This is a genomic window from Serratia sp. HMSC15F11 (assembly GCF_001808215.1).
In the GTDB taxonomy this organism is placed as follows: Bacteria; Pseudomonadota; Gammaproteobacteria; order Enterobacterales; family Enterobacteriaceae; genus Serratia; species Serratia nevei.
In genome coordinates, this window is record NZ_KV792401.1 from 16477 (window position 1) to 42120 (window position 25644).

Below are 25644 nucleotides of genomic sequence, written 5' to 3' on the forward strand. Positions count from 1 at the left end.
GCCGATATGCCTGCTGCGTGGTTTATACTCTAGCCCTTAACAATAGCCGTGATTAGTGCCATATTCATGCTTTCTTGATTAAGTAAAACTTCATAATCGTGGATAAACTCAATCGAATGGCGATATTCGCCACCGTGGTGGCGGAGGGATCGCTGGCCGGCGCGGCGCGGCGGCTGGGCATGACGCCGTCGGCGGTCAGCCAGCATATGCGCTCGCTGGAGAAAGCGCTCGGGGTGCCGCTGCTGCACCGCTCCACCCGTCGTCTGGCGCTGACCGAGGCGGGGGCGGCGTTTTACCCCGGCTGCGAGGCGATGCTGCAACAGGCGCAGCAGGCGGAGCAGCGGTTGGCGGAGCTACGAGATACGCTGGTGGGCGAGCTGCGCATTGCCACCCCGGTCGGCATCGGCGGCCGATCGCTGGCGGAGGCGCTGGCGCCGCTGCTGCAGGCGCATCCCAAGCTGACGCTGCGGGTGCTGGCGGACGATCGCATCGTCGATATGATAGAGCAGCGGGTCGACATTGCGCTGCGGGCCAACCGGCAGCTGGCGGACGCCAATATGATCGCGCACCCGCTCACGGCGTGGCCGATGGTGCTGTGCGCCGCACCGCGTTATCTCAGCCAGCATGGAGTGCCGGAAAAACCGCAGGATTTGGTGCAGCACCGCTGGATCTCCAGCGGCTACAGCGGGGCCCATCTGGATCTGCTGCACCAGTCCGGCCAGCAGGTTAAGCTGCGGCTGGCGGAAGGGCAGATCGTCAGCGAGAGCATGAACGTGATGCGCGCCTTTACCCGCGCCGGGCTGGGCATTTCCATTCAGCCGCTGTATGAAATTGGCGACGAGCTTCAGCGCGGCGAGCTGTTGTTGCTGTTGCCGGAGTGGCGGCCGGCGCCGCTGCGGCTGCACGCGCTGACGCTCGAGCGTAACGTGCCGGAGAAAAGCCGTCAGGCGCTGCGTTATTTGCGCGACTATTTTCGCCGCAATGGCGAAAAGGGACTTGCCAGCGGCGGCGATGGCGTCTTCAATTAGCAAGAGAACGCAGGAGGCCCCGTGGCGCAGCAGCTTGAATTTTTCGACATCCCCAGCCCGTGTCGTGGCATTTGCCAGGCCGACGATCGCGGATTCTGCCGTGGCTGCCTGCGCAGCCGCGAGGAACGCTTCGGCTGGATGAGCATGAGCGACGCGCAGAAGCGCGAGGTGCTGCGCCTTTGCCGTCAACGCTTCCTGCGCCTGCAACGCGCCAATAAAGCGCCCGACGAGCCGCTGCCGGAACAGCCGTCGCTGTTTTAACCTTTCCTGATCTGCCGCACGTTCGTGTGGCTTACCGCTTCCCTGTGCCTCACCGGCTTGTGTATGCTGGCTGACAACTAATGTCATGAGGTTTTCGCAATGGTAGAACGTATACGTCTCGCGCCGCAGGGGCCTGAATTTTCCCGCATGATTTGCGGTTACTGGCGGTTGATGGAATGGGGCATGTCGCCGCAGCAGCTGCTGACGTTCATCGAACAGCATGTTGAACTGGGCGTCACCACCGCCGACCACGCGGATATCTACGGGGGTTACGCCTGCGAACAGGCGTTCGGCGACGCGCTGCGCCTGAAGCCGGCGCTGCGCCAGTCGCTGGAGCTGGTGACCAAGTGCGGCATCGCCACCACCGCCAAGCCCGGCAATCCGATCGGCCATTACATCACCGACCGCGACCATATCGTACAGAGCGCGGAACAATCGCTGCGCCATCTGCATACCGACTACCTCGATCTGCTGCTGATCCACCGGCCGGATCCGTTGATGGATGCCGACGACGTGGCCGAAGCCTTCGTCGCGCTGCATAAAAGCGGCAAGGTGCGCCATTTCGGCGTTTCCAACTTTACGCCCGCGCAGTTCCAGCTATTGCAGTCGCGCCTGCCGTTCACGCTGGCGACCAACCAGGTGGAGATCTCGCCGATTCACCAGCCGGCCATTCTCGACGGCACGCTCGACCAGTGCCAGCAACTGCGCATCAAGCCGATGGCCTGGTCCTGCCTGGGGGGCGGGCGCCTGTTCAACGACGCCGAGTTCCAGCCGCTGCGTGACGAGCTACAGCGGGTGGCGCAAGAGATCGGCGCCGATACCATTGAACAGGTGGTGTACGCCTGGGTGATGCGCCTGCCGTCGTCGCCGCTGCCGATTATCGGCTCCGGCAAGATTGAGCGGGTGCGCTCGGCGCTGAAGGCGCAGAAGCTGGTGCTGAATCGCCAGCAGTGGTTCCGCATTCGCAAGGCGGCGCTGGGGTATGACGTGCCTTAAGGCGGAGCAAAAAAAAGAGGAAAGCCGGGCGGCGAAAGCGCCCGGCTTTTTTTACGCCGCTCCTTAGGCCAACACCACCTGATCGGTGTTGAAGTGATCGAGCGAAACGCCGATCAGCGTGACCTGGCTGTGGCCGAAGGCCAGCACCAGATCGTCGTTTTGCTGCGTGGCGTAGTCGCGGATATTCCCGCTGGCGCCTTCGGTGCCAATAAACACCAGCTTATCGGTGGCGTTGAAGCCATACAGCTGGTCGCGGCCAAAATCGCCGCTGAACAGGAAGGTATTGCCGTTGCCGACGCCCTTCAGGATGTCATCGCCGCTGCCGCCGACGAAGGTCAGGTTGCCGCCGGCATGGCCGATCAGCGTGTCGTTGCCGGCGTTGCCGAACAGCCAGGCGTCGTGGCTGCGAGCCTGCAAGAGGTCATCGCCGTCGCCGCCGGTGGTGGCAGCGGCATAGGCTTTGAGGCCCGAATCCGATTTCAATCCGGCCGCGGTCACCTGATGATCCACCTCTTTGTTGAAAATCAACCAGGAGGTTTCTTTGCTGCGCAGGGTGCTGATGTCGTCCGCCAGCGTAATGCCGCCTTTGGCGTCGCGCAGGTAAAGCGTATTGCCATCGTAGGCGACCTCGGTGTTCTTCAGCGCCTGCTGGGTATCGAAGATATTGTGGCCTTTGCCGCCGGCAATCAGGTTGTAGCCGCCGGCGTCGCGGAAGATATCGTTGCCGTCGCGGCCCTCGAGATAGTCGTTGCCTTTGCCGCCCTTGATCAAATCATTGCCGTCGCTGCCGATGATAAACGTCGGTCCGCTGTGCGTCTCCGCGTTGCGGTTCAGGTCTTGCACCCAGGTATTGCCGCGCGTCACGTTCGACAAGTTGGAGACGATGATGGTCGAGTCCTTGTCGGTCAACGAATAAAATTCGGAGTTCAGCACCCGCATCAGCCCGTCCTGATAGAAGAACGGCAGGTGCGACAGCCAGGCCGGAATGTTGAGAATGGAAAACGGCAGCAGGTTCCAGGCGTCCGACGCGTAATGGTCGTTGAAGTTGACGATATTGTTGGTGGCGGAGGCGTGCGGCGCATCGTGTACGCCCAGTGACGGCAGGGTTAGCGAGGTGCCGTCGAGCGCACGGAACACCGGATCGTTTTCGTAGCCGATGTTGATCACCTTGCCGCCGGCTTCGTACTGGGTCGGCGAGGCGAAAGCAACATAGTTGGACTGCGCGTAGAAGCCGCCCCAGTTGGCGTCGCTCTGAGCCGCCATGCTGTTGACCGCCAGCCCGCCGAGGCTGTGGCCGCTGACCACCACGTCCTCGCCGCTCAGCCCGTGCGCCTGCGCGAACTTCGCTACGTCGCCCAGCAGATTGCCGAAGGCGTTCAACGTGTAGCCGTCAGCGTAGCCTTTCGGCCCGAAACCGGCCAGCAGATCGTTAATCACATCGCCGATGGTATCGCCGATCAGCGACTCGCGTGGGCCGCTGGTACCGCGAAATGAGATGCCAATGGCGGTGAGATTGCCTTCGCTGTCATATTTGCCCAGCACCTCGGCCTGAGCGGTGGTGTAACCGGCGGTCTCGCCGTAGTAGGTGCCGCGTGCATCGGTTTTGCCGGCGTAACCCAGCTGCGCGGCGCTGATGACCGACCAGCCGGCATTGTTCACCGCCTCCTGCGCGGCCTGTTCTGAGTCGGGGTTCCAGGGAAGGCCGGGCAGGCCGCCCTGCGATTGGGTGCTGCCGATGAGCGCGGTGATCAGCGTCAGCGGCAGGCCCAGCCCGAAGCCGGTCTGGTGGTAGCCTTCGTCGAAGCCGTTATCGATATTGTGGTAAGCGTAGGTAGAGATGGCCAAGGCGTCGGAAAACAGCGTTTTCGACGCGTTTTCGTCCAAATCCTTATAGCTAAAGATGCCCATATCAGTTCCTTATGAATTATGCCGCCTGGCCGGGAGTGCACTCTCATGCGTCGGCGGTGGAAACAGGGAAACAACGTTAGCCGAACGACAGCTGGTCAGAGGACCAACATCGGTAGAAATAGTATTAGCCCTAAATATTAGGTTTGCGAATCAAATTGGCGAGATTGTGCGTTGGTTAACAGCGCCTGCGCCGGCTCTCCTATACTGAAAGCTCAAGAGACATTAAGGAGACTGATTGATGAAACGTTATTGGTATGCAGCACTTGGCCTGATGGCGTGTGGCGCGGCTCAGGCGGCGACAACCGACGTCGAAATGCACCTGGTGACCGGGCAGGGGATCGGTCAGGATATCGGCAAGGTGGTCATCAGCGAAACGCCGTACGGCTTGCTGTTCACGCCGAGCCTGAAAGCGTTGCCGGCCGGGGTACATGGCTTCCACGTGCATGAAAAAGGCAGCTGCGAGCCGGGTATGAAGGACGGCAAAGCGGTGGCGGCGCTGGCGGCCGGCGGGCATTTTGATCCGCAAAAGACCGGGAAGCACCTCGGGCCGTATGCCGACGGGCATCTGGGCGATTTGCCGGCCATCTATGTGACCGCCGACGGCATGGCGAACTATCCGGTGTTGGCGCCGCGGCTGAAAAAAATCAGTGACATTGAGGGCAAGGCGCTGATGGTGCACGCCGGCGGCGATAACCACTCGGATCACCCACTGCCGCTCGGCGGCGGCGGTGAGCGTTTCGCCTGTGGGGTGATCAAGTGATCACCCGCCGCTAACGGCCGGCGCGGTGGCGGGCTGGCCCATCGCCTGCTGCAACTGCTGCAGCGAGCAATAGAGTCGCCAAATCAGGCCGGCCAAATCGCGTGCCGCCTGTTCCGGGTGGTGCGCCAGCGCGTTGCTCATGCGCAGCAGCTCCTGCAGCGTGGCGTCCAGCGAACTGTGCTGCACGCCTTTCTCCGTCATGATACCGCGCAGGCAGTGGATGCAGACATCGCGCACCGTCGACAGCGGGTCGGAGCGGGTTTGCCAGTCGCGCAGCTGCCAGACGATATGGCTGCAGTTGAGCAGCACCACGCCCCAGCGCAGCAGCCAGGTGCGCGCTTCCTGATCCTGACTTTGATTGAGCTGGCTAATGCGATGGTAGATCAGCGATTCGAACTGGCTTTCGCTCTGCTGCGGCCGTTTGCTCAACTGATCGATAAAATCGCGCCGCAGCGCGCGGATAATGCGGCGGCTTTTTCGTTTGTCCGAGCTGGGGCGCAGGATCTGAAACGCCAGCCCGGCCAGCAGCACGCCGACGACTTTAGCGATGTTATCATTGATGAAAGACTGGTAGTCATAGCTCGGTGGGTTGCTGACGGTCAGGAACGACCCCATAAAGACGATCAGCTGCCCCCAAAGCGCGGCATAAGGCGGGTTCTGCAGCTTGAGCATCTGCATGGTCACCAGGATCGGAAACAGGAAGGCGCAGAACACCCAGAAGTCGTCAATCTGGATCATCAAACCGAATTTCACCACGAAGCAGACGACCGAGAGCAGCAGCACCGCCTTGAGCAAGGTGCTGACGCTGTTGATCGGCGAAGGCGTCGAGGAGTAGAGCACGCAGCTGATGGCGGTGAGCGTCAGCGCCGCGCTGCCGGCGTCCCACTGCGTGTTGATCCAATAGGCGCAGCCGATCACGATGCACAAAAAGGTGCGCAGGCCGTTGTAGGCGGCTTCGTAGCTGTCGGTATGGCGCGCCAGCGAGGTGACGCGCGGCGGCTGGAGCTCGCTGACCGCCGTGGCGCTCTCCAGCCGCTGCAGCCAGCGGTTGCAGCGCAGGTAAAGCCAGCAGAAATGGCGCAGGCGCAGCCAGAAGGCGCGATGGCGGTAGTCCGTAGGGTCTTGCGGCGCGATCTGCTGAAGCAGGCGCGCCAAACGGTATTTGTCGGTGGCGGGATCGCGCAGCTCGTCCAGCAGTTGCGTTATCACCGGCATCAGATTGGCGGGGCGATCCGGCCAGTTCAGCAGCATGCGGCGCAGGCTGGAGATAACGCTGGTAATGCGCAGCTGCTGGTGCAGCAGATAGTTGAGCAGGTTATTTTGCCGCCGCAGCCGGTAGTGGCTCCAGAACGCCTGAATACGCAGCAGGTTCATGGTCAGGATCTGGCCGATGACCCCTTCGTGCGAGGTGCGCATCTGGGCGGTGATCTCCGGCTGCCACAGCATGGCGGCGTGCTCCAGCAGGCGTAGCTGCATGCGCCGCAGCGAGGTCAGCAGCGTTTCACCGTCGGAGGTACTGGGCAGGATCATCATCATCAACCCGCCGCACAGAATGCCGGTGATCACTTCGCAAACCCGCGCCTGCGCGATATCGAAAATCTGCTGGGTATCGGTGACGTTGACCGTGCCGAAGGCGATGATGGCGGCGGTATAGCCCGCCAGCGCGAACGCGTAAGAGACGTTGTTTTGGTAATGGTTGGAGATATAGGTGCACAGCCCGATCCAGGCGGCGATGAACAGCGTAAACAGCCAGGGATCGTTCAGACAGTGGCCGGCGATCGCCACCGACGCGGCGGCACCCATCAGGCTGCCGAAGATGCGGCCGATGCTTTTGCTGATCACGCCGCCGACGGTGGGGAAACTCACCACCGCTGCGGAGGTGAGCGCCCAAGAGGGCTCGTCGAGCTCGAGCACGAACGCCACCCACAGCGCGAGACACATCGCCAGCGAATTGCGCAGCGCATAGCGCCATTGGCCGCCGGTCGCCTTACCCCAGGGGGTACGGCTCCACTCCAGAAAAGGCAGGTTCACACTTTAGTTCCGCTGATGAATCGAAATGGTGCAGGTGGTGCCGGCGACCAGCGTCAAATCGGCGGGCACGTTGAGCAATTTTATCCGTACCGGCACGCGCTGAGCCAAACGCACCCAAGGAACATTAGGCTTAACGTCCATTAATAGATCGTTGCTGCTGTCGACGCTCTGATCGTAAATGGCGCGGCCGATGCTCTCTACTTCCCCCTGCAGCGGCGTGTTGCCGTTATATAAAACGATGTCCGCTTTATTGCCTTCTTTTATATGCTTCAGCTTGGTTTCTTCGAAATAACCGAGTACATAAAACGAATGCACATCCACCAACGCCACCAGCGGCGTACCGGCGTTGGCGTAGTTCCCGACCCGCGCCTGCAGATTGGTGATATAGCCGTCGGTTGGCGCGTAAATTTTGGTTTTGCTCAAATTCCATTTGGCCTGTTCCAGGTTGGCCAGGGCGGCTTTATAGGCGGCCTTCATTGCCTGAGCGGCTAAATTGGACGCGTCTAAATCTTCAGCGGAAATAACGTTACGCGGCAAACCGCGGCGGCGAGCGGCCTCGTGGTCTGCCTTGGCCAGATCGGATTGCGCTTTTGCCACCGCGGCCTCGGCATTGTCCAGCGCGATCTGGTAGGGCACCGGGTCGAGGGTAAAAATCAGACTTCCCGCAGGTACGAACTGATTGTCATTCGCGCTTATTTTCTCTAATCTTCCAGAGACTTCAGGGGTGATATTGACGAGTTCGGCGCGCACTTTTCCATCACGGGTCCATGGGGATTGCATATAATAATTCCAGAGCCACCAACCGGCGCAGACGGCAATGGCGCAGACGATCACCGTAGAAAAGTATTTTAATGTTTTATGCCGCATGGGTTACCAACTCGCTAAAATCCATAAGGAACCGCTGACGGCCAGCACGAAAATGGACAGGTCCATCAACATGGGATGCCAGAGTTCACCGGAATACATCCAGTCTCTCAGCAGCTGATGAATCAGCAGCCATAAGACCAGTCCTATTAAAAAAGCTTTAAATATAGGTGGAAAATAAAGCGATGCCCCCAGGACCAAATCGGGTAAGGGGGATGAGGTGTGTAACCATGATGTATTCACATTAACAATCCCTAAGGGTGAATATGTTGAATATTTGCATAACGATTAAACAATAGCGGCTAAAAATAGTGGATATTTCCACAATATACATTATATACATTTGTGTTTTTAATGTGAGTTACCCAAAATAGTCTAAACTCTGGGAGGTAATGTTAGCATGCTAATTATAAGGAGGGGGAAGTGGAGTCAACATTAGGTTCAGATTTAGCACGATTAGTTCGTGTTTGGCGCGCGCTCATCGATCATCGGCTCAAGCCGTTGGAGCTGACCCAAACGCACTGGGTCACTTTGCACAATATCAATCGTTTGCCGCCGGAGCAGTCGCAAATCCAGCTGGCCAAGGCGATCGGTATCGAGCAACCGTCACTGGTTCGTACGCTGGACCAACTGGAGGAGAAAGGACTGATCACGCGCCACACCTGTGCCAACGATCGCCGCGCGAAGCGCATCAAGCTGACCGACGCGGCCGATCCGATCATCAGGGAAGTGGACAGTGTGATCACGTCTACACGCAGTGAGATTTTAAGCGGCATTACCGCCGACGAAGTGCATCTGTTGGTAGGGCTGATTGGCAAGTTAGAACAAAATATCACCGAACTGCAGAACAAATAATAATATTCTTATATTCTACGATTACAGTTTCACAGCATCAGAAATAAAACCGGAGGCGATTGCCTCCGGTTTGCCGTTTGTCGCCGACTGACTTACAGCGGAGAGACGGTGATGGTGTCGCCCATGCGCGCCATGCGCACGCGCTGTCCTGGGCTGAACTTGGTGTCGCCCGCTTTCTGTACCACCACGATGTTCTCTTTCTGGTCGGTTTTGATTTCCAACTCGTAGCCTGAGGTACGGCCGGCCACTTCACCGATGCTGTTGCCCGCCGCGCCGCCGGCGATGGCGCCCGCCGCGGTAGCCAGCGTACGGCCGGTGCCGCCGCCGACGGTGTTACCCAACAGGCCGCCAATCACCGCGCCGCCGATCATCCCCAAGGCGTTGGAGCCTTCGCCGCCCTGGATTTTAACCGGACGCACGGAAACCAGCGTCCCGTAGGTGACGTTCTGCACCTGCTTGGCCTGCGAGGACGAGTAGACATCGCCGGACATGGATTCATTGGCACAGCCGGCCAGCGTAACGGCGGCGACGGCAACGACGAGAAGACGCTTGATCATACAAAACTCCTGATGGTAGTAGTCCATAACCTGGCAATGCTCTCCAGGCAAGATTCAGTGAAAATGATAGACAAAGTATGGCTGAAAGTTGACACACCGCCATGCTCCATCGCTGCACGCAGCTTATCTTTTCTCTGTTCAACCAATAATAAACCGCGGTTTACCTTTATGACAGCCTTGGCCGACATTCCGTTGCCTGTTATGGCACGGTTTAACACATAACATGTGCCACAGCGGCGCCGGGAGGTGGTGTTTGGCTCACGGCCTGTAAAAAAAGCATCATAATTCATGGCGTTAATCCGGCAATTCTGGTTTATTTGTCAGGATAAAATTTGCTTACCGCGCGGGTTAGAGGATGTTGCTATGAAGTCAGGCCGCTATATAGGCGTCATGTCCGGCACCAGTCTGGACGGAATCGATGTGGTATTGGCCGCGATCGACGATCGCATGGTGGCTCAGCAGGCCAGCTATAGCCATCCGATGCCGATGGCGCTGAAAAAAGAGATTCTGGGCATGTGCCAGGGGCAGCAGACCACGTTGGCGGCCGTCGGCCGGTTGGACGCTCAACTGGGCACGCTGTTCGGCGAGGCGGTGCTCGGCTTGCTGAAGCAAACCGGCATCGACGCCGAGCAGATCACCGCCATCGGTTGCCACGGCCAGACGGTGTGGCACGAACCGGAAGGCGACGCGCGTTTCTCGATGCAGCTCGGCGATAACAACCGCATCGCCGCGCTGACCAATATCACCACCGTCGGCGATTTCCGCCGGCGCGACATGGCCTACGGTGGGCAGGGTGCGCCGCTGGTGCCGGCGTTTCATCAGGCGCTGCTGGGGGATCCCGTCGAGCGGCGCATGGTGCTGAACGTCGGCGGCATCGCCAATCTTTCTCTGCTGTTGCCCGGTACGCCGGTGCGCGGTTTCGATACCGGGCCGGGCAACATGCTGATGGACGCCTGGGTGTGGCGCCACCGCGCGCAGCCTTACGATCAGGACGGCGGCTGGGCCATGCAGGGGCGGGTTTGTTTACCGCTGTTGCAGCAGATGCTGGCGGATCCGTACTTCGCGCTGCCGGCGCCGAAAAGCACCGGCCGCGAGTATTTTAATATCGCCTGGCTGGAGCGGCAGCTGGCCGGATTGCCGGCGATGGCGCCGGTCGATGTGCAGGCCACGCTCACGGAGCTGACCGCCGTCAGCATCAGCGAACAGGTGCTGCTGGCCGGCGGGTGCGAGCGTCTGCTGGTGTGCGGCGGCGGGGCGCGCAACGTGCTGCTGATGGCGCGCCTGTCTGCGCTGCTGCCGGGGACGGAGGTCGGGCTGACCGACGATTTCGGCGTCAGCGGCGACGACATGGAGGCGCTGGCTTTCGCCTGGCTGGCGTTTCGCACGCTGTCCGGCCAGGCCGGCAACCTGCCTTCGGTGACCGGCGCCAGCCGTGAAACGGTGTTGGGTGGGATTTATCCGGTTTTGCCATTGGGGGCCCGTTAGCTCTGTTAGGATAGCCTGTGAAGGATTTTTCTAAGGAGCAACAGCATGAAAAAAGTCATTTTCGTCGCCGGCGCGCTGGCGCTGTCCGGCTGCAGCTACATCCTGCCGCAAAGCAGCCAGACGATGCACTACCAGTGCGGCACTACGCCGCTGACGGTGGCGCTCGACGGCAAGGCGAGCGAAGTCAGCCTGCTGATGGATGGCGAGCAGCTGCATCTCAAGCAGGTGCTGGCGCTGACCGGTGCCAAATACAGCGACGGCAAATACACTTTTTGGTCGAAAGACCGTAACGCCTATCTTGAGCGTAACGGCAAGGTAGTCATGAGCGACTGCGTGTTGACGGAGTGACGGTCGGCGGCGGCGTCGGAGCGATTGAGTTCCTGGCGCCGCAGGCGCAGAATGTAACGACGGATTTTTCAGTTGGTCGATAACCCAGATGATTGAAAAGAATGAGTTTGATGTTGCGGACCTGCGCCGTGAATACACCCGAGGCGGCCTGCGCCGCCACGATCTGACCGCCAATCCGCTCGAACTGTTCGAGCGTTGGTTGAAACAGGCCTGCGATGCCCGCCTGGCCGATCCTACCGCCATGTGCGTCGCGACCGTCGACGAACACGGCCAGCCTTATCAACGCATTGTGCTGCTCAAACATTTCGATGAGCAGGGGCTGGTGTTCTACACCAACCTCGGTAGCCGCAAGGCGCAGCAGCTGGCGCACAACCCGCATATCAGCCTGCTGTTCCCCTGGCACATGCTCGATCGCCAGGTGATTTTCCTCGGCCAGGTGGAGCGTCTGTCGACCCTCGACGTGCTGAAGTATTTCAACAGTCGCCCGAAAGACAGCCAGATCGGCGCCTGGGTGTCGCAGCAATCGTCGCGCATTTCCGCGCGCGGCGTGCTGGAAAGCAAATTCCTCGAGCTGAAGCAGAAGTTCCAGCAGGGCGAGGTGCCGTTGCCGAGTTTCTGGGGCGGATTCCGCGTGAAATTCGACTCCGTCGAGTTCTGGCAGGGCGGCGCCCATCGCCTGCATGACCGTTTCCTGTATCAGCGGGACGGGAATGACTGGAAAATTGACCGACTGGCACCCTGAAGACGGAAAATCCCCTCTAAGCGCTGGTGCTGACGCCGCCGGCGCTTTATTCTATGCGCTACCCTGAATTTTTTATTTCGCCACTGGGCGAAAGGCCGTGTACCGGCAAAGGTGCATTCGTTTATACATGGAGTCATTGATGGCAAGCAGCAACTTGATTAAACAACTGCAAGAGCGGGGCCTCGTTGCCCAGGTTACGGATGAGGAAGCGTTAGCGGAGCGACTGGCGCAAGGGCCAATTGCACTGTATTGCGGTTTCGATCCGACCGCTGACAGCTTGCATTTGGGCCATCTGGTTCCTCTGTTGTGCCTGAAGCGCTTCCAGCTGGCCGGCCACAAGCCGGTGGCGCTGGTGGGCGGCGCCACCGGCCTCATCGGCGATCCGAGCTTCAAAGCGGCGGAGCGCAAGCTGAACACCACCGATACGGTGAACGAGTGGGTTGAGAAAATCCGCAAACAGGTTTCTCCGTTCCTCGATTTCGACTGCGGCAGCAACAGCGCTATCGCGGCCAACAACTACGACTGGTTCGGCGGCATGAACGTGCTGACCTTCCTGCGTGACATCGGCAAGCACTTCTCCGTCAACCAGATGATCAATAAGGAAGCGGTTAAGCAGCGCCTGAATCGCGACGACTCCGGCATCTCCTTCACCGAGTTTTCCTATAACCTGCTGCAGGGCTTCGATTTCTCCGAGCTGTACAACCGCCACCAGGTGGAGCTGCAGATCGGCGGTTCCGATCAGTGGGGCAACATCACTTCGGGTATCGATCTGACGCGTCGCCAGCACCAGAAGCAGGTGTTCGGTCTGACCGTGCCGTTGATCACCAAAGCAGACGGCACCAAGTTCGGTAAAACCGAAGGCGGCGCGGTCTGGCTGGCGCCGGAAAAAACCAGCCCGTACAAGTTCTACCAGTTCTGGATCAACACCGCCGATGCCGACGTCTACCGCTTCCTGAAGTTCTTCACCTTCATGAGCCTGGAAGACATCAACGCGCTGGAAGAAGAAGACAAGAACAGCGGCAAGGCGCCACGCGCCCAGTACGTGCTGGCGGAAGAAGTGACCGGCATGGTGCACGGTGCGGAAGGCCTGGCGGCCGCGAAGCGCATCACCCAGAGCCTGTTCTCCGGCGCGCTGCACGACATGACCGAAGCGGACTTCGCCCAGCTGGCGCAGGACGGCATGCCGACCATCAAACTGGATGGCGACGCCGATCTGCAGCAGGCGTTGGTGAATGCCGAACTGGTGCCGTCACGCGGCCAGGCGCGCACCATGATCGGTTCCAACGCGGTGACCATCAACGGCGAGAAACAGTCCGATGCCGAATACCGCTTCAGCGATTCAGACCGTCTGTTCGGCCGCTACACGCTGCTGCGCCGCGGCAAGAAACACTACTGCCTGGTGGATTGGCAATAACGAATAATGACGGTAAGGGGCCCTGGCGGCCCCTTTATTTTTGGGCAGCCGCCCGGCTGCCGTATTCCGAACGAGTTCTGTCGATGAAAAACATTCTTTCTATCCAGTCGCACGTGGTGTTTGGTCACGCCGGCAACAGTGCGGCGGAGTTCCCGATGCGCCGCATGGGCGTCAACGTCTGGCCGCTGAACACGGTGCAGTTCTCCAACCATACGCAATACGGTCAGTGGACCGGCTGCGTCATGCCGGCCGGCCACCTGACCGAGATCGCGCAGGGCATCGCCAATATCGATCAGCTGAAACGCTGTGATGCGGTGTTGAGTGGCTATATCGGTTCGCCGGAGCAGGGCGACCATATTCTGGAGATCGTGCGTCAGGTTAAGCAGGCGAACCCGAATGCCTGGTATTTCTGCGATCCGGTGATGGGGCATCCGGAAAAGGGCTGCATCGTGGCACCGGGTGTGGCCGAGTTTCACTGCCGCCAGGCGCTGCCGTGCAGCGACATGATGGCGCCGAACCTGCTGGAATTGGAGATGCTGAGCCAGATGGCCGTCGCCGACGTGGCCGATGCGGTGCAGGCCGCCCGCGCGCTGATCGCCAAAGGGCCGCGGCTGGTGCTGGTCAAGCATCTGGCCCGCGCCGGCTATCACGCCGACTGTTTCGAAATGCTGCTGGTGACGGCGGACGAGGCCTGGCACATCAGCCGGCCGCTGGTGGACTTCGGCGCGCGTCAGCCGGTCGGCGTCGGCGATTTGACCAGCGGTCTGCTGCTGGTGGATCTGCTGAAGGGCGAGGCGCTGGATAAAGCGCTGGAGCACGTCACCGCCGCCGTGTATGAGGTGATGCTGACCACGCAGGAGATGGGTGAGTACGAACTGCAGGTGGTGGCGGCGCAGGATCGGATCGTGCAGCCGCGCAGCGAGTTCAAAGCGGTCAAACTGTAAGTGGCATTCGGCCCCGGCGACAGCCACCGGGGCCGAATGTTTACTTCAATCCTTCGGCGTTCAGCGCCGCATCTACCGCCGGGCGCGCCGCAACGCGATCGAACCAGGCCGCCAGATGGGCGTGCTTGCGCACGTCGAACTGCAGGGCAAACGCCCAACGCAACACGGTGAACAGGTAGGCGTCAGCCACGCTGAAACGGCTTCCCAACAGGAAGTGCTGCTTCGCCAGCACCGAATCCAGATAGCTGAACTGCTGCTCCAGCTTGGCGCGCGCGATGGTTTTATATTCCTCGGGCGTTTTCGGATTGAACAGCGGGCTGAATCCTTTGTGCAGCTCGGTGGCGATGTAGTTCAGCCATTCGATCGCGTGGTAGCGCGACAGAGTGCCCGCCGCCGGGATCAGGTTGCGGTCCGGCACGCGGTCCGCCAGGTATTGCACGATCGCCACGCCCTCGGTCAGCAGGCTGCCGTCATCCAGCTGCAGCGCCGGTACCTGTCCCTTGGGGTTGATGGTGAGGTAATCGGCGCCGCTCTCGGTTTTCTTCTGCGCCAGGTCGACCTTCTCCGCCGTAAAATCCAGCCCTGCCTCACGCAGCACGATATGCGGGGACAGCGAACAGGCGCCGGCTTTATAGAACAGTTTCATCGGAAGCTCCTTGTTGATGACGAATGACGGGCATGCTTAACCTCTCATCGTAGTCCCATAGCGCCAAAATTACAGCGGCTTAGCTAACAAATTTAACCGATGATCGCCTCGGCGGGCTGCAGCTGCGCCAGCGTTGCGGCGATCTGCTGCTGCAGCGCCTGCGGCGCCACCTGCATCGGCGAGCGCAGCTCGTTGGCGATCAGCCCCTGCTGGGCCAGCACCGTCTTGACCGGCGCCGGATTGGGGAAGCTGAACATCTGGTGGATCATCGGCAGCAGCTCATAGAAGTTGCTGCGCGCCGCGGCCAGATCGCCGGCGGCGACCTGCTGAGTCAGCTGAACGAAGCGTTCCGGGTGAACATGGGCCGCGGCGGAGATGGCACCGGTGCCGCCGAGGCACAGCGTGGTGAGGATCAGATTGTCTTCCCCGGTCATCACATCGATCTCGCCGTCGGCGATCAGCGCCATGGTGGCGTCAGGGCTGCCGCCGCAGTCCTTGATGGCGACGATGCGCGGGTGGCGTGCGAGCCGGCGCAGCGTGGCCAGCTCCATGGCGATGCCGGTGCGCTGCGGAATGTTGTACAGGATCACCGGCACGGTTGAGGCGTCGGCCAGCTGGGTGAAATAGTCGATCAGGCCGCATTGCGAAGGGCGGATGTAGTAAGGCGCCGGGATCAGCACGCCGGCGATGTCGCGCAGCTGAATGGCCTGCTGCATTTGCAGCGTGGCGACCATATTATTGCCGGACAGGCCCATCACCACCTGATGGGCGGGCGCCACTTCCAGCACGGCATCGAGCACCGCCAGCTGTTCTTCTTTGCTCAGCGCGGCGGCTTCACCGGTGGAGCCGCAGACCACCAGACCCTCGATGCCGGCGTCGAGCAGGTGCCGCGCCAGGCGTTTCACCGCCGGCAGATCGACGGCATCGTGATTGAAAGGGGTAACCATCGCCACCCAAATACCCGAAAATGAGGCCATAAAATATTCCTTCTGTGTGACCGACAGAGAAGCCAGATGAGAAAATTGAAGGCGGGGCGTTGCGTGCCATCCAGTCAGCTCATCTGACGGGACAGCTCGCCCCGGTCAAATGAGCGTCTGTTTCTTCGATTTTACCGCCGCCAAACCGCCAATAGGCAACGCGGGCGTCATCAGCATGTCAGCGTTACGTGGGTAGGCCATGGCAGTCTCGTGAAAAGGGGAAGTGGGGTGATAATGAATAGTCTTCATCAGGCTGTCAATTTACAACAGATTGATAACATTGTTATTCATGATTCGGTAGCGAGGATGAGTTTGGCTAATAAATAAAAATCCCCGCGGCGGCGGGGAGGGTTTGGACGGCTCAGCGCGGCGGGCGGGAGCCGATGGTAGCGGACCAACTGAAGGTGTCGCCGCTCGGCCGGTAGCGGTTGGCCTTGCGTTCCGCGCGCTCAGCCTTGGCGAGTTTCGCTCTGGCGGCCATGATGCGCGTCACCACCTCGTCCTTGACCTTGTGTTGTTCGGCGTTGGTCAGTGGCCTGCCGTGACTTTTGCGTGCCTTGTCCAGTTCGGTTTTAACTTCCCGCTGTTCGCTTTCCGTCATCTCTTTCAACGTCAACTTTTTCATCTGTGCCGCCCGTTCGGTGAAGTTGGTTTTCAGTTTAACGGTGTTATGTGACCGAAAATGTTATGGGCATAACGAAAATGCCCGGTAAGCCCACGTTACACCTCTTCCAGCAGATCGTCGACAAAGCGTCGCATGCGTTCGGTGCGCAGCTCGGCCATGTGCCGCCCGGCGGCGGTCTGGAAGCTGTCTTGCAGTTTGAACAGCTTGGTTTCGAAGTGATCCAGGCTGAAACGTTTGTCGTCGTATTGGCGATGTTCGGCACGCGGGTCGGCGGCATCATACAGCGCGCTGCGCATGCGGCCGCCGATATAGAAGCAGCGCGCCACGCCGATCAGGCCAATGGCGTCGAGACGATCGGCGTCCTGCAGGATCCTCGCCTCCAGCGTTTGCGGGGGGATGCTGGCGGAAAAACTGTACGCTTCGATAGCATGGGCCACCGCCGCGATATCCGCCGGCGCCCATTCCAGTCGGGTCAGCGTCAGCGTGGCCTGCTGCGCCGCCATGCGCGAGGCCAGATGACGCTGCGGCGAGTTTTTTTCCACCGCGACGGCGTCGTGCAGCAGCACTGCCGCGCAGAGAATGCGGCGGTCGCCGCCTTCCAGCTTGCTGATTCGGCGGCAGTTCTTCCAGACTCGGTGCAGGTGCGCGACGTCATGCGAACCGTCGTCCGACTCGAGGGTCAGCGGCAGCAGCGTTTGCGCCAGCGCCTGGTAGGGGGAGAAAGGTTGTAACAGCTCTTGCGTCAGCGAGGGTAAAGACACGTTCAGCTCCTGTTGGGGGAAATCGGTCAATCAGCATAGCCGCGCCGGATGCCGGGAGAATGACAGTAAAACGGCTATTGTTTACTAAAGTGCAACCCACTATTGTCATAACTGCGGTTTTTGCAGCGAAACAAGCAACCTAGAATAGCCGCATTCCGCCGTCTCCGCTTGGTGAGAGCCTGTGTCCGCGGGGATGGCCGGAATATCCTCATCAGCCATTGGAGAAGAGACATGCCAACCCCTCTTGAGATAGTGCGCGCAACCTATGAAGGCAGTTCCGAAGAAAACGGCCGTAATCTGCTGGCTGCGCTGGCCCCCGATGCCGAGTGGACCGAGGCCGCCGGTTTCCCCTACGCCGGTACCTATATCGGCCCGGAAAATATCATCAAGAATGTGCATCAGCGCCTGGGCAGCGAATGGCAAGGCTACCGCGCCGATGTCGACCACTTTTACGACGCCGGTGACAATGTGATCGCGCAAGGTTTTTATCACGGCACCTACCGGGCCACCGGCAAATCCTTCAGCGCCTCTTTTGCGCATATTTATACGCTGCGCGCCGGCAAAATCGTGAAGTTTGTGCAGATTGTCGACAGCGCTAAAGTGTTGGAAGCGATGCAGCCTTAATCGCCGCTGCGCTTGCCGAATTTGCGGTCGAACTCGCGCCGGTAACCCCGGGCCTTGTTGCGATCGCGGATCCACAGATAGCCGCACACCAGCGCAACCGCTCCCGAGAAGGTGACGTTGCGCATATCCCGGTCATACCAAAATACCAGCAGCGCATCCAGCGCCGCAATCAGCGCGATCCATTTATACATATGGGATTGACGCCGCGTGGCGGCGTTGAGTCGCTTTAACTGTCTGGCTTCGTCCAACACCTGTTTTTGCTGCATAGCGTTTCGTTATCATCAGGCTTTTCACGCTAAATTAGCAGAATTTCCCTCACCGCCGCAAAGATTAACGCGCGGTGCCATGCGGTTTTCACCGCCCCTGGCGCGGCGCAGAAAATTTGTGCGCGGGTGCTTGAATTGTTCATTGGGCGTGGTAGGTTATTTATTCGCTATTTTTGGGTTTTTATTCAACTCTCGCCGTGTCATCAAGCTGCAGCACTGGGCGGTTAACGTGATGGGTTCGATACATGCGGCGGTTAACTTCGGCAGGAGGATGTGATGAACGATAAAACGGCACGCCCGCAGGATGTGGTTCAACAACAGCTTGACGCCTATAACGCCCGCGACATCGACGCCTTCATGGCCTGCTGGGCGGACGACGCGCAGTATTACGAGCATCCCGACACGCTGCTGGCCAGCGGCAAGGCGGCGATCCGCGAACGGCATCTGGTGCGTTTCCAGGAGCCGAGTCTGTATGGCGAACGGATAAAACGCATGGCGGTGGGGAACATGGTGGTCGATCAGGAAGTGGTGACGCGCAACTTCCCGCAGGGGCGCGGCAAAATGGATGTCATCGCCATCTACGAAGTGGAACAGGGGCAGATCGCCAAAGCCTGGTTCAAGATCGGCCCCTGTGTGCCGGATGAGGGCGCGCTCTAGCCGCGCATTATTGCAACGCCATCACCGCCTCTATCTCTACGCACACCTGCGGTGAGAACAACGCGCTGACCGCCACCAATGAACAGGCCGGCAGCGCGCCATCGAAATAGTCAAACAGCACCGGGCGCACGCCCGCCAGATCGGCAATGTCGGTCAGGAAAACGCTGATTTTAATCAATGCCTTGAGATTCACGCCTTCGCTGGCGGCGATGGTTGCCAGCTGTTCGAGGATCTCCTGCGTCTGTTCTGGCGCGCTCAAGCCTTGCGCGTCGGTGGCGAAGGCCGTCAATCCCGACACGTACAGGCGATCGCCGTGGCGCACCGCATGCACATAGGGGCCGCCCGGCGTGGGCAACTGCGGATAATTCGTGCGTTTTAATGATGTCATGATCAAACCCCGCGCAAGACCGGTTAAAAAAATCGACAAACTTGGTTAGGATACTGAGGAAACGGCGGCCAGACGCCGCACACCGATGATATTTGAGAGTATCATCCCTCTTTATTTTATACGTCGTCTCTCACGCGAATGTGACAGTGCGGCGCAGATCGGCCACAAGGACGCATGAGACGATGAACCCGCTTTTTACTCCCTACCTGCAACGCTGGCAACTGGAACAGGACGGCAAAGCCTTCGAAACCCACAGCAGTTTGCTGATGCCTGTGCGTTACCGGGGCGAGGCGGCTATGTTAAAGATCGCCCGCGAACAGGAAGAGCGCTTCGGCGGCCAGCTGATGTGCTGGTGGCGCGGAGAAGGCGCCGCGCAGGTGCTGGCGTGGCACGACGACGGTATTCTGCTGGAGCGCGCGCAGGGTGAAGGTTCGCTGGCGCAGCTGGTGCGTGACGGCGACGATGAGCAGGCCACGCAGATCCTTTGTCGGGCGATCGCCGCGTTGCATGCGCCGCGTGCCGCGCCGTTGCCCGAGCTGATCCCGCTGCAGGCGTGGTTCAGCTCGCTGTGGCCGGCGGCGCAGGCGCACGGCGGCATGCTGCGTCTCAGCGCCACGGCGGCGGCGGAGCTGCTGAGCAGCCCGCGAGAAGAAAGCGTGCTGCACGGCGATATCCACCATGACAACGTGCTGGACTTCGGCGAACGCGGCTGGCTGGCGATCGATCCCAAGCGTTTGTACGGCGAACGGGGCTTCGATTACGCCAATATCTTCTGTAATCCCAACTACGGCATCGCCACCGATCCGGCCATTTTCCAGCGGCGCGTGGAACAGGTCTGTCGCTTGGCCGGGCTGGAGCGCCGGCGCTTGCTGCAATGGATCCTGGCCTGGTCGGGGCTCTCCGCCGCCTGGTTTATGGAAGACGGGCAGGCGGCGGATATCGACTTCCGCGTGGCCGAGCTGGCGGCGCGCGCATTGGATCTCCCGCTGCCGGACGGCGATTCAGGGTTCATCCTGCCAGTAATCGAGCGAGGTTGAAGGGCGCTGCAGGTAGCGTACCTGCTCGCCGTCTGCGCTGCGCGCCATCGCCTGATATTTACCGGAATCCGGGTACATCACCAGCTCCGGCTGCTCGCGCGTGCTGACGGACAGGTACTTCAGCGGCGCATCGGAGGTGTTGATGATCTGGTGCGGGTATTCCGGGCCCGGCGGAATGAAGATGACATCCCCGCTGACGATCGGCAGCATTTCTCCGGCCACCCGCAGCGTACCGCTGCCTTCCAGAATGATGAACATTTCCTCCTGAGCGTAGTGAAAATGGTAGGGGCAGGAACGCATGCCCGGCGCCACGCAATCGAAGGAGGCGCCCAGCTTGTTGGCGGCGGTGCCGGTGCCGAGGCGAGCGCCGACGCTGTCATACAGCGGCGGCCGCCGATCGTGTTGCTTATCTACCCGTTCGACATTGCGTATCAAGCGCTGAGCTAACAGCGCGGCTTTCTCAGTCATAGGCTTCCTTGGTGACATTGTCACTTAAAAATTGACGATAGCCAGAGAAAATCCGTCCCAGCCCTTGCTGCCCACGGTTTGCAAGGCGGTGGCGGTCAAGCGGGGTTCCTGCGCCATCATCGTGAAGAACTCGCGTACGCCTTGTACACGGGCGTCCGTACTGGCGGCGTCGGTGACTGCGCCATCGCGCACCACGTTGTCACCGATAATCACCGTGCCTGGGCGCGCGAGTTTAAGCGCCCAACGCAGGTAATCGGGGTTGCTGGGTTTGTCGGCGTCGATGAAGATGAGATCAAAGGGGGCCAGGGTGTGCAGCGTCGGCAGGTGAGTCATGGCGGGGCCGACGCGCAGCTCAACCAGGCCGTCGAGGCCGGCGCGAGTGATATTCTGGCGGGCGACGGCGGCGTGGCTTTCATCCGCTTCCAGCGTGATCAATTTGCCACCCGCCGGTAGCGCGCGCGCCAGCCAGATGGTGCTGTAGCCGCCCAACGTGCCGATTTCCAAAATGCGTTTGGCGTTCACCATGCGGGCGAACAGCTGCAGCAGTTTGCCCTGATTCGGCGCCACATCATGCGCCGGCAGCCCGGCGGCGGCGTTGGTCGCCAGCGCCTGCAACAGGGCATCATCTTGTTCTACCAGGCTGTCTGCGATATAGCGATCGACCTGGGACCATTGTTCCTTTTCTTTCATGCGGGTCTCGTGCGGGAAACGCAGTGTGCCCACCAAGTGAAGGCGTCGCCGCCGAGCTTGTCAATGCACGGCGTGCGTTTGGCATCTCATGCTGCCGTTCCTCGCCGCGGCAGCGACAGCAGCAGATGGGCGATGGCGCCGCCGACAATGCCCCAGAAGGCCGAACCGATGCCCAGTAATGTGACGCCGGAGGCGGTGATGAGGAAGGCGATCAGCGCTGCGTCGCGCTGTTTCTCATCATGCAGCGCGCGCTGCAGGCTGCCGCCGATGGTGCCGAGCAGCGCCAGCCCGGCGATGGTGTGGATCAGGGCGACCGGCAACGCGCTGAACAGCAGACCGATGGCGCCGCCGAACAGCCCGGCCAGCAGGTAGAAACCGCCGGCGGCCACCGCGCCCATATAGCGCCGCTGCGGATCGGGATGCACGTCCGGCCCCATGCAGATAGCGGCGGTGATCGCGGCGATGCACACCGAGAAGCCGCCGAACGGCGCCAGCAGTAACGCGGTCAGCGCCGTCCAGGCGATCAGCGGTGACGTAGGCACGCGGTAGCCCGCCGCCTGCAGCGTGGCGATGCCGGGAGCGTTCTGCGAAGCCATGGTCACCACGAAGAAGGGTACGCCGATGCCCAGCAGCGTCGGCCAGCTGAAGTGCGGCGCGGTAAATTCCGGCATGGCGAACGCCGGCGCATGCTGCGTCAGCTGGATATTGCCCTGCAACGCGGCGATCGCCAGCCCGGCCGCCAGCGTCAGCACGATGGCGTAGCGCGGCTGATAACGGCGGCTGAGCAGATAGGCCAGCCCCATGCCGGCGCTCAGAGGGAAATTGAGCTGCAGCGAAGCGAAGGCGTCCAGACCGAAACGCAGCAAGATCCCCGCCAACATCGCGGCGGAAATCGCCTGCGGAATGTAGTCCATCAGGCGGGCGAACAGCCCGGTGACGCCGCACAGCAAGATCAGACCGGAAGCGAAGATAAACACGCCGATCGCCTCGTTGATCGGGGTGCCGGGCAGGCTGGTGACCAGCAGCGCCGCGCCGGGCGTCGACCAGGCGGTGAGGATCGGGGTACGGTAGTAAAGCGAGAGTCCGAGCGAGGTGACGCCCATCGCGATCCCCAGCGCGCTCAGCCAGCCGCCGATCTGCGCCGGCGTGGCACCCGCGGCGGCGGCGGCCTGGAAAATGATCGCGGCGGAGCTGGTGTAACCCACCAGAACGGCGACAAAGCCGGCCATGATGGCGGGCAGGGTCAGATGGCGCAGGGAAAGGGCTGGGCGCATGAGTGGCTCCAATCGGTGATTGTGCGTTATAACGCACGTTGAGAAATCAGCATAGCACCGTGCGTTATAGCGCACAAGCGGGTATAATCGGGCTCGACACGCAGAGGAGAACTGGATGCAGGAACTTGCCGGCCATTTGGCACACACCCTTCGTACGCTGCGCGCACAGCGCGGTTGGAGCCTGACGCAGGCGGCGGAATACACCGGCGTCAGCAAGGCGATGCTCGGGCAGATCGAACGCGGCGAATCCAGCCCGACGGTGGCGACGCTGTGGAAGATCGCCACCGGTTTCAACGTGGCGTTCTCCGCTTTTCTTGAGGCCTCCCCCGCGCAGCAGCAGGCGACGCTGCACCGTTACGGCGATCTGCCGGTGTACGATCAGGACAACGCCGATATGCGCGTGGTGCCGCTGTTTCCCTACGATCGCCAGCTGGGTTTCGATATGTTCGTCATCGATCTTGCGCCGGGCGCGCTCAGCGAGTCGTCACCCCATGAGCCGGGCGTGATCGAGCATGTCATCGTGATCAGCGGCCGGTTGGAGTTGGCGATAGACGGCGAATGGCGCAGCCTGGCCGCCGGCGAGGCGATGCGCTTTCAGGCCGATCGGCCGCACGCTTACCGCAACGCCAGTTCACAAACGGTGCGTATCCACGATCTGATCCACTATCCTCAATCCTGACTCAACGCGGCGGCCGTGGGCTTTGACTCCGCGCCGCCAAACGCCTACCTTGTTGAAAATGACTCTTATTTCACAGGCTGTCGCCCACGACGGGGCGGCGTTGCAGTCGACTCAAAAGGAGCTTGATTTTGCCGGTCACCAATCGACGTCAGTTCATTAAACTCAGTGCGCAAACCGCAGGAGCCGTATTCGCGATGACTTCATTACCCAACAGTATCCGCCTGGCGATGGCGGCGGAAGGCGGCGCGGCCGCCGGCGATGAATTCCTGTGGCTGGAAGAGCTGCAGGGTAAAAAAGCGCTGCAATGGGTGCAGCAGGAAAATCAACGCACCGTGGCGCGTTTCGGTCAGGGCGAAGACTTTCAGCGCATTGAGCGCGAGGTGTTGGATATCCTTAATAAAGACACCCAAATCCCGTGGGTGAGCAAGCGCGGCGAGTACTATTACAACTTCTGGCAGGATCAGGCCAACCCGCGCGGCCTGCTGCGGCGCACCACGCTGGACGAGTACCGCAAGGCCAAACCGGCCTGGGAGACGGTGCTGGATATCGATGCGTTGGGTAAGGCGGAGGGCAAGGATTGGGTCTATCAGGGCTCACAACCGCTGGCGCCGGAATACCGCTATTGCCTGATGCAGCTGTCGCCGGACGGCGGTGACGCCACCGAAATCCGCGAATTCGATCTGGTGGCCAAACGCTTCGTCAAGGACGGCTTCAACGTGCCGGTGGCGAAAAGCCGGGTCTCCTGGGTCGATCGGGACACGCTGTTCATCGCCACCGATTTCGGCCCCGGATCGATGACCCAATCCGGTTACGCGCGCATCGCCAAACGCTGGCGGCGCGGCACGCCGCTGAGCGCCGCCGAAACGCTGTACGAAGCGCAGCCCGAGGACATGGCGGTCTTCGCCTATCACGATCGCACGCCGGGCTTTGAGCGCGATTTCGTCGGCCGCAGCCTGGATTTCTATCGCCGCGACTATTTCCTGCTGATGCAGGACGGCCGGCAGAAAAAAATCGATATCCCGGCCGACGCCGAGCTGGACACGCATCGGGAATGGCTGCTGATCAAACCGAGCAGCGACTGGGAGGTGGGCGGCAAGCGTTATCCGTCCGGCGCGCTGCTGGCGGCCAACTTCGATGACTATCTGGCGGGCAAGCGCGAGCTGCAACTGCTGTTTACCCCGACGGCGGAGCAGGCGCTGAGCGGCTACAGCGGCACCCGCGATCATCTGATCCTCAGCATCATGGATAACGTGGTCAACCGGCTGGAAGTGCTGACGCCGCAGGGCGGCAGCTGGCAACGTCGCCCGCTGGGCAACCCCGGCGCCATCAGCACCATTTCCGCCGGCGGCATCGACGAAGAGAGCAACGCCTATTTCCTGACCGTCAGCGGGTTCCTGCAGCCGACTTCGCTGTACATGGGCAATCTCGACGGCGGTGAGGCGACGCTGCTGAAACAGGCGCCGCAGGATTTTGACGCGTCAGGCTACCAGGTGAGCCAGCATTTTGCGCGTTCCAAGGACGGCACCCGCGTGCCGTATTTCCAGATTGCCGCCAAAGATCTCAAACCGGACGGCAGCACGCCGACGCTGCTGTATGGCTACGGCGGGTTTGAAGTGCCGCTGCTGCCGGGCTATCTCGGCGGCAAGGCGCCGGCCTGGTTGGAGCGCGGCGGGGTGTACGTGGTGGCCAACATCCGCGGCGGCGGCGAATACGGCCCGGCCTGGCACCAGGCGGCGCTCAAGCAGAACCGCCATCGTGCCTACGAGGATTTTGCCGCCGTGGCCGAAGATCTCATCACACGCAAGGTGACCTCGGCGCCGCATCTGGGGGCGCGCGGCGGCAGCAACGGCGGCCTGTTGGTGGGCAATATGCTGACGCTGTATCCGCAGCTGTTCGGCTGCATCGTCTGCGAAGTGCCGCTGCTGGACATGCAGCGCTATACCCGGCTTTCCGCCGGCGCGTCGTGGATCGCCGAATACGGTGACCCGAGCAAGCCGGAGGAGTGGGCCTACATCAAGACCTTCTCGCCGTACCACAACATTCAGGCGCAGACGGCCTATCCGCCGGTGCTGTTCTATACCGCGACCAGCGACGATCGGGTCAACCCGGCCCACGCCCGCAAAATGGCCGCGCGCATGCAGGCGATGGGGTATCAGCAGGCCTATTTCTATGAAAATACGCAAGGCGGGCACAGCGCCGCCGCCGACAAGCAGCAGGCGGCGTTCCACAGCGCGCTGGTAAGCGAATTCATGTGGGCCAACCTGAGCGGCAAACCCAAGTCAGCGTAAGCCTTTTTCTTGCAGACATAAAAAAAACACCGGGGCGTTAACCCCGGTGTTTTTATTGTAAGCCTTAAACC

30 protein-coding genes are annotated in these 25644 nt (G+C 60.8%); 15 read left to right on the plus strand and 15 right to left on the minus strand.

All coding sequences use genetic code 11. The features are described 5' to 3' along the window. Nucleotides 1-98 precede the first annotated feature (98 nt). The 3 genes from HMPREF3138_RS05460 to HMPREF3138_RS05470 all read left to right on the plus strand — a co-directional run bounded on the left by HMPREF3138_RS05460 (nt 99) and on the right by HMPREF3138_RS05470 (nt 2285). Nucleotides 99-1028 (plus strand): LysR substrate-binding domain-containing protein, encoded by a 930-nt coding sequence (locus HMPREF3138_RS05460; protein WP_187135399.1) that lies wholly within the window; start codon nt 99-101, stop codon nt 1026-1028. Between the two features lie 21 nt (nt 1029-1049). Then, a complete protein-coding gene (locus HMPREF3138_RS05465; RefSeq protein WP_019455980.1) occupies nt 1050-1289 on the plus strand; it encodes a DUF1289 domain-containing protein in 240 nt (79 codons plus the stop codon). Between the two features lie 99 nt (nt 1290-1388). Then, nucleotides 1389-2285: an aldo/keto reductase gene (locus HMPREF3138_RS05470; RefSeq protein ID WP_038874812.1), complete on the plus strand. Its 897-nt coding sequence runs from the start codon at nt 1389-1391 to the stop codon at nt 2283-2285. A gap of 63 nt (nt 2286-2348) precedes the next feature. Here the strand turns inward: HMPREF3138_RS05470 and HMPREF3138_RS05475 are convergent, their stop codons facing one another. Continuing rightward, nucleotides 2349-4193 (minus strand): polyurethane esterase, encoded by a 1845-nt coding sequence (locus tag HMPREF3138_RS05475; RefSeq protein WP_038874815.1) that lies wholly within the window; start codon nt 4191-4193, stop codon nt 2349-2351. A 238-nt stretch (nt 4194-4431) separates the two neighbouring features. On the opposite strand from HMPREF3138_RS05475, the gene sodC reads away from it, so the two are divergent. Continuing rightward, a complete protein-coding gene (gene sodC, locus HMPREF3138_RS05480; protein WP_038874818.1) occupies nt 4432-4953 on the plus strand; it encodes a superoxide dismutase family protein in 522 nt (173 codons plus the stop codon). Here the strand turns inward: sodC and HMPREF3138_RS05485 are convergent, their stop codons facing one another. The 3 genes from HMPREF3138_RS05485 to HMPREF3138_RS25140 are packed head-to-tail and all read right to left on the minus strand — an operon-like array spanning nt 4954 to nt 8091. After that, on the minus strand, nt 4954-6984 hold the full coding sequence (locus HMPREF3138_RS05485) for an FUSC family protein (protein WP_038874821.1): 2031 nt from the start codon (nt 6982-6984) through the stop codon (nt 4954-4956). It lies immediately after the preceding gene. 3 nt (nt 6985-6987) lie between these two features. After that, nucleotides 6988-7851 carry an efflux RND transporter periplasmic adaptor subunit gene (locus tag HMPREF3138_RS05490; protein ID WP_038874824.1) on the minus strand — a complete coding sequence of 288 codons (864 nt, stop codon included), beginning with the start codon at nt 7849-7851 and terminating at the stop codon, nt 6988-6990. Nucleotides 7852-7854: 3 nt separating this feature from the next. Further along, on the minus strand, nt 7855-8091 hold the full coding sequence (locus HMPREF3138_RS25140; RefSeq protein WP_071605356.1) for a DUF1656 domain-containing protein: 237 nt from the start codon (nt 8089-8091) through the stop codon (nt 7855-7857). Between the two features lie 180 nt (nt 8092-8271). Here HMPREF3138_RS25140 and slyA point away from each other — a divergent pair, with 180 nt between their 5' ends. Further along, a complete protein-coding gene (gene slyA / locus HMPREF3138_RS05495) occupies nt 8272-8703 on the plus strand; it encodes a transcriptional regulator SlyA (protein ID WP_038874827.1) in 432 nt (143 codons plus the stop codon). 92 nt (nt 8704-8795) lie between these two features. Here slyA and HMPREF3138_RS05500 read toward each other — a convergent pair whose 3' ends face one another. Both HMPREF3138_RS05500 and HMPREF3138_RS05505 read right to left on the minus strand, forming a co-directional pair. Then, complete coding sequence (locus HMPREF3138_RS05500) at nt 8796-9260, minus strand: outer membrane lipoprotein (protein WP_025159710.1); 465 nt, start codon at nt 9258-9260, stop codon at nt 8796-8798. Beyond that, nucleotides 9257-9550, minus strand: a complete 294-nt coding sequence (locus tag HMPREF3138_RS05505; RefSeq protein ID WP_134266929.1) for a hypothetical protein — start codon at nt 9548-9550, stop codon at nt 9257-9259. The genes HMPREF3138_RS05500 and HMPREF3138_RS05505 overlap by 4 nt, the downstream gene beginning before the upstream one ends. A gap of 73 nt (nt 9551-9623) precedes the next feature. On the opposite strand from HMPREF3138_RS05505, the gene anmK reads away from it, so the two are divergent. From anmK to pdxY, 5 genes are all read left to right on the plus strand, one after another. Further along, nucleotides 9624-10745 carry an anhydro-N-acetylmuramic acid kinase gene (gene anmK / locus HMPREF3138_RS05510; protein ID WP_038874833.1) on the plus strand — a complete coding sequence of 374 codons (1122 nt, stop codon included), beginning with the start codon at nt 9624-9626 and terminating at the stop codon, nt 10743-10745. Nucleotides 10746-10790: 45 nt separating this feature from the next. After that, a complete protein-coding gene (locus HMPREF3138_RS05515) occupies nt 10791-11093 on the plus strand; it encodes an MliC family protein (protein WP_004931294.1) in 303 nt (100 codons plus the stop codon). 88 nt (nt 11094-11181) lie between these two features. Further along, a complete protein-coding gene (gene pdxH, locus HMPREF3138_RS05520) occupies nt 11182-11835 on the plus strand; it encodes a pyridoxamine 5'-phosphate oxidase (RefSeq protein ID WP_038874836.1) in 654 nt (217 codons plus the stop codon). A 139-nt stretch (nt 11836-11974) separates the two neighbouring features. Then, nucleotides 11975-13249: a tyrosine--tRNA ligase gene (gene tyrS, locus HMPREF3138_RS05525; protein ID WP_025302669.1), complete on the plus strand. Its 1275-nt coding sequence runs from the start codon at nt 11975-11977 to the stop codon at nt 13247-13249. Nucleotides 13250-13332: 83 nt separating this feature from the next. Next, nucleotides 13333-14193 carry a pyridoxal kinase PdxY gene (pdxY, locus tag HMPREF3138_RS05530; RefSeq protein WP_038874839.1) on the plus strand — a complete coding sequence of 287 codons (861 nt, stop codon included), beginning with the start codon at nt 13333-13335 and terminating at the stop codon, nt 14191-14193. Between the two features lie 40 nt (nt 14194-14233). Here pdxY and gstA read toward each other — a convergent pair whose 3' ends face one another. From gstA to HMPREF3138_RS05550, 4 genes are all read right to left on the minus strand, one after another. Continuing rightward, complete coding sequence (gene gstA, locus HMPREF3138_RS05535; protein WP_038874842.1) at nt 14234-14839, minus strand: glutathione transferase GstA; 606 nt, start codon at nt 14837-14839, stop codon at nt 14234-14236. A 92-nt stretch (nt 14840-14931) separates the two neighbouring features. Further along, entirely contained in the window at nt 14932-15816 is an 885-nt protein-coding gene (gene dapA / locus HMPREF3138_RS05540; RefSeq protein ID WP_038874845.1) for a 4-hydroxy-tetrahydrodipicolinate synthase, read from the minus strand. A gap of 361 nt (nt 15817-16177) precedes the next feature. Next, nucleotides 16178-16441: a YjbD family protein gene (locus tag HMPREF3138_RS05545; protein WP_033638398.1), complete on the minus strand. Its 264-nt coding sequence runs from the start codon at nt 16439-16441 to the stop codon at nt 16178-16180. Between the two features lie 95 nt (nt 16442-16536). After that, nucleotides 16537-17232 (minus strand): HD domain-containing protein, encoded by a 696-nt coding sequence (locus HMPREF3138_RS05550; RefSeq protein WP_049193763.1) that lies wholly within the window; start codon nt 17230-17232, stop codon nt 16537-16539. Nucleotides 17233-17433: 201 nt separating this feature from the next. Between HMPREF3138_RS05550 and HMPREF3138_RS05555 the strand changes: the two genes are divergently transcribed. Beyond that, nucleotides 17434-17826, plus strand: coding sequence for a nuclear transport factor 2 family protein (locus HMPREF3138_RS05555; protein ID WP_004938379.1), 393 nt, complete (start codon nt 17434-17436; stop codon nt 17824-17826). Here the strand turns inward: HMPREF3138_RS05555 and HMPREF3138_RS05560 are convergent. Then, nucleotides 17823-18092, minus strand: coding sequence for a hypothetical protein (locus HMPREF3138_RS05560; protein ID WP_038874848.1), 270 nt, complete (start codon nt 18090-18092; stop codon nt 17823-17825). The genes HMPREF3138_RS05555 and HMPREF3138_RS05560 overlap by 4 nt on opposite strands. 276 nt (nt 18093-18368) lie before the next feature. Between HMPREF3138_RS05560 and HMPREF3138_RS05565 the strand changes: the two genes are divergently transcribed. Beyond that, nucleotides 18369-18749 (plus strand): nuclear transport factor 2 family protein, encoded by a 381-nt coding sequence (locus tag HMPREF3138_RS05565; RefSeq protein WP_038874851.1) that lies wholly within the window; start codon nt 18369-18371, stop codon nt 18747-18749. A gap of 7 nt (nt 18750-18756) precedes the next feature. On the opposite strand, the gene HMPREF3138_RS05570 is transcribed toward HMPREF3138_RS05565, so the two are convergent. Continuing rightward, nucleotides 18757-19137 (minus strand): RidA family protein, encoded by a 381-nt coding sequence (locus HMPREF3138_RS05570; RefSeq protein ID WP_038874872.1) that lies wholly within the window; start codon nt 19135-19137, stop codon nt 18757-18759. 182 nt (nt 19138-19319) lie between these two features. Here HMPREF3138_RS05570 and HMPREF3138_RS05575 point away from each other — a divergent pair, with 182 nt between their 5' ends. Beyond that, the gene (locus HMPREF3138_RS05575) at nt 19320-20174 is read left to right on the plus strand and encodes an aminoglycoside phosphotransferase family protein (protein ID WP_038874853.1); all 855 of its coding nucleotides are present in this window, start codon (nt 19320-19322) and stop codon (nt 20172-20174) included. Here the strand turns inward: HMPREF3138_RS05575 and HMPREF3138_RS05580 are convergent. From HMPREF3138_RS05580 to HMPREF3138_RS05590, 3 genes are all read right to left on the minus strand, one after another. After that, nucleotides 20139-20642, minus strand: a complete 504-nt coding sequence (locus HMPREF3138_RS05580; RefSeq protein WP_038874856.1) for a cupin domain-containing protein — start codon at nt 20640-20642, stop codon at nt 20139-20141. The genes HMPREF3138_RS05575 and HMPREF3138_RS05580 overlap by 36 nt on opposite strands. Nucleotides 20643-20666: 24 nt before the next feature. Continuing rightward, nucleotides 20667-21332, minus strand: a complete 666-nt coding sequence (locus tag HMPREF3138_RS05585; RefSeq protein WP_038874859.1) for an O-methyltransferase — start codon at nt 21330-21332, stop codon at nt 20667-20669. An 86-nt stretch (nt 21333-21418) separates the two neighbouring features. After that, nucleotides 21419-22606, minus strand: coding sequence for a benzoate/H(+) symporter BenE family transporter (locus tag HMPREF3138_RS05590; RefSeq protein ID WP_038874862.1), 1188 nt, complete (start codon nt 22604-22606; stop codon nt 21419-21421). Nucleotides 22607-22721: 115 nt separating this feature from the next. Here HMPREF3138_RS05590 and HMPREF3138_RS05595 point away from each other — a divergent pair, with 115 nt between their 5' ends. Together HMPREF3138_RS05595 and HMPREF3138_RS05600 are read left to right on the plus strand one after the other, a co-directional pair. Beyond that, nucleotides 22722-23285, plus strand: coding sequence for a helix-turn-helix domain-containing protein (locus HMPREF3138_RS05595; RefSeq protein WP_038874865.1), 564 nt, complete (start codon nt 22722-22724; stop codon nt 23283-23285). 194 nt (nt 23286-23479) lie between these two features. Next, entirely contained in the window at nt 23480-25573 is a 2094-nt protein-coding gene (locus HMPREF3138_RS05600) for a prolyl oligopeptidase family serine peptidase (protein WP_038874868.1), read from the plus strand. The last annotated feature ends 71 nt before the right edge of the window (nt 25574-25644 follow it).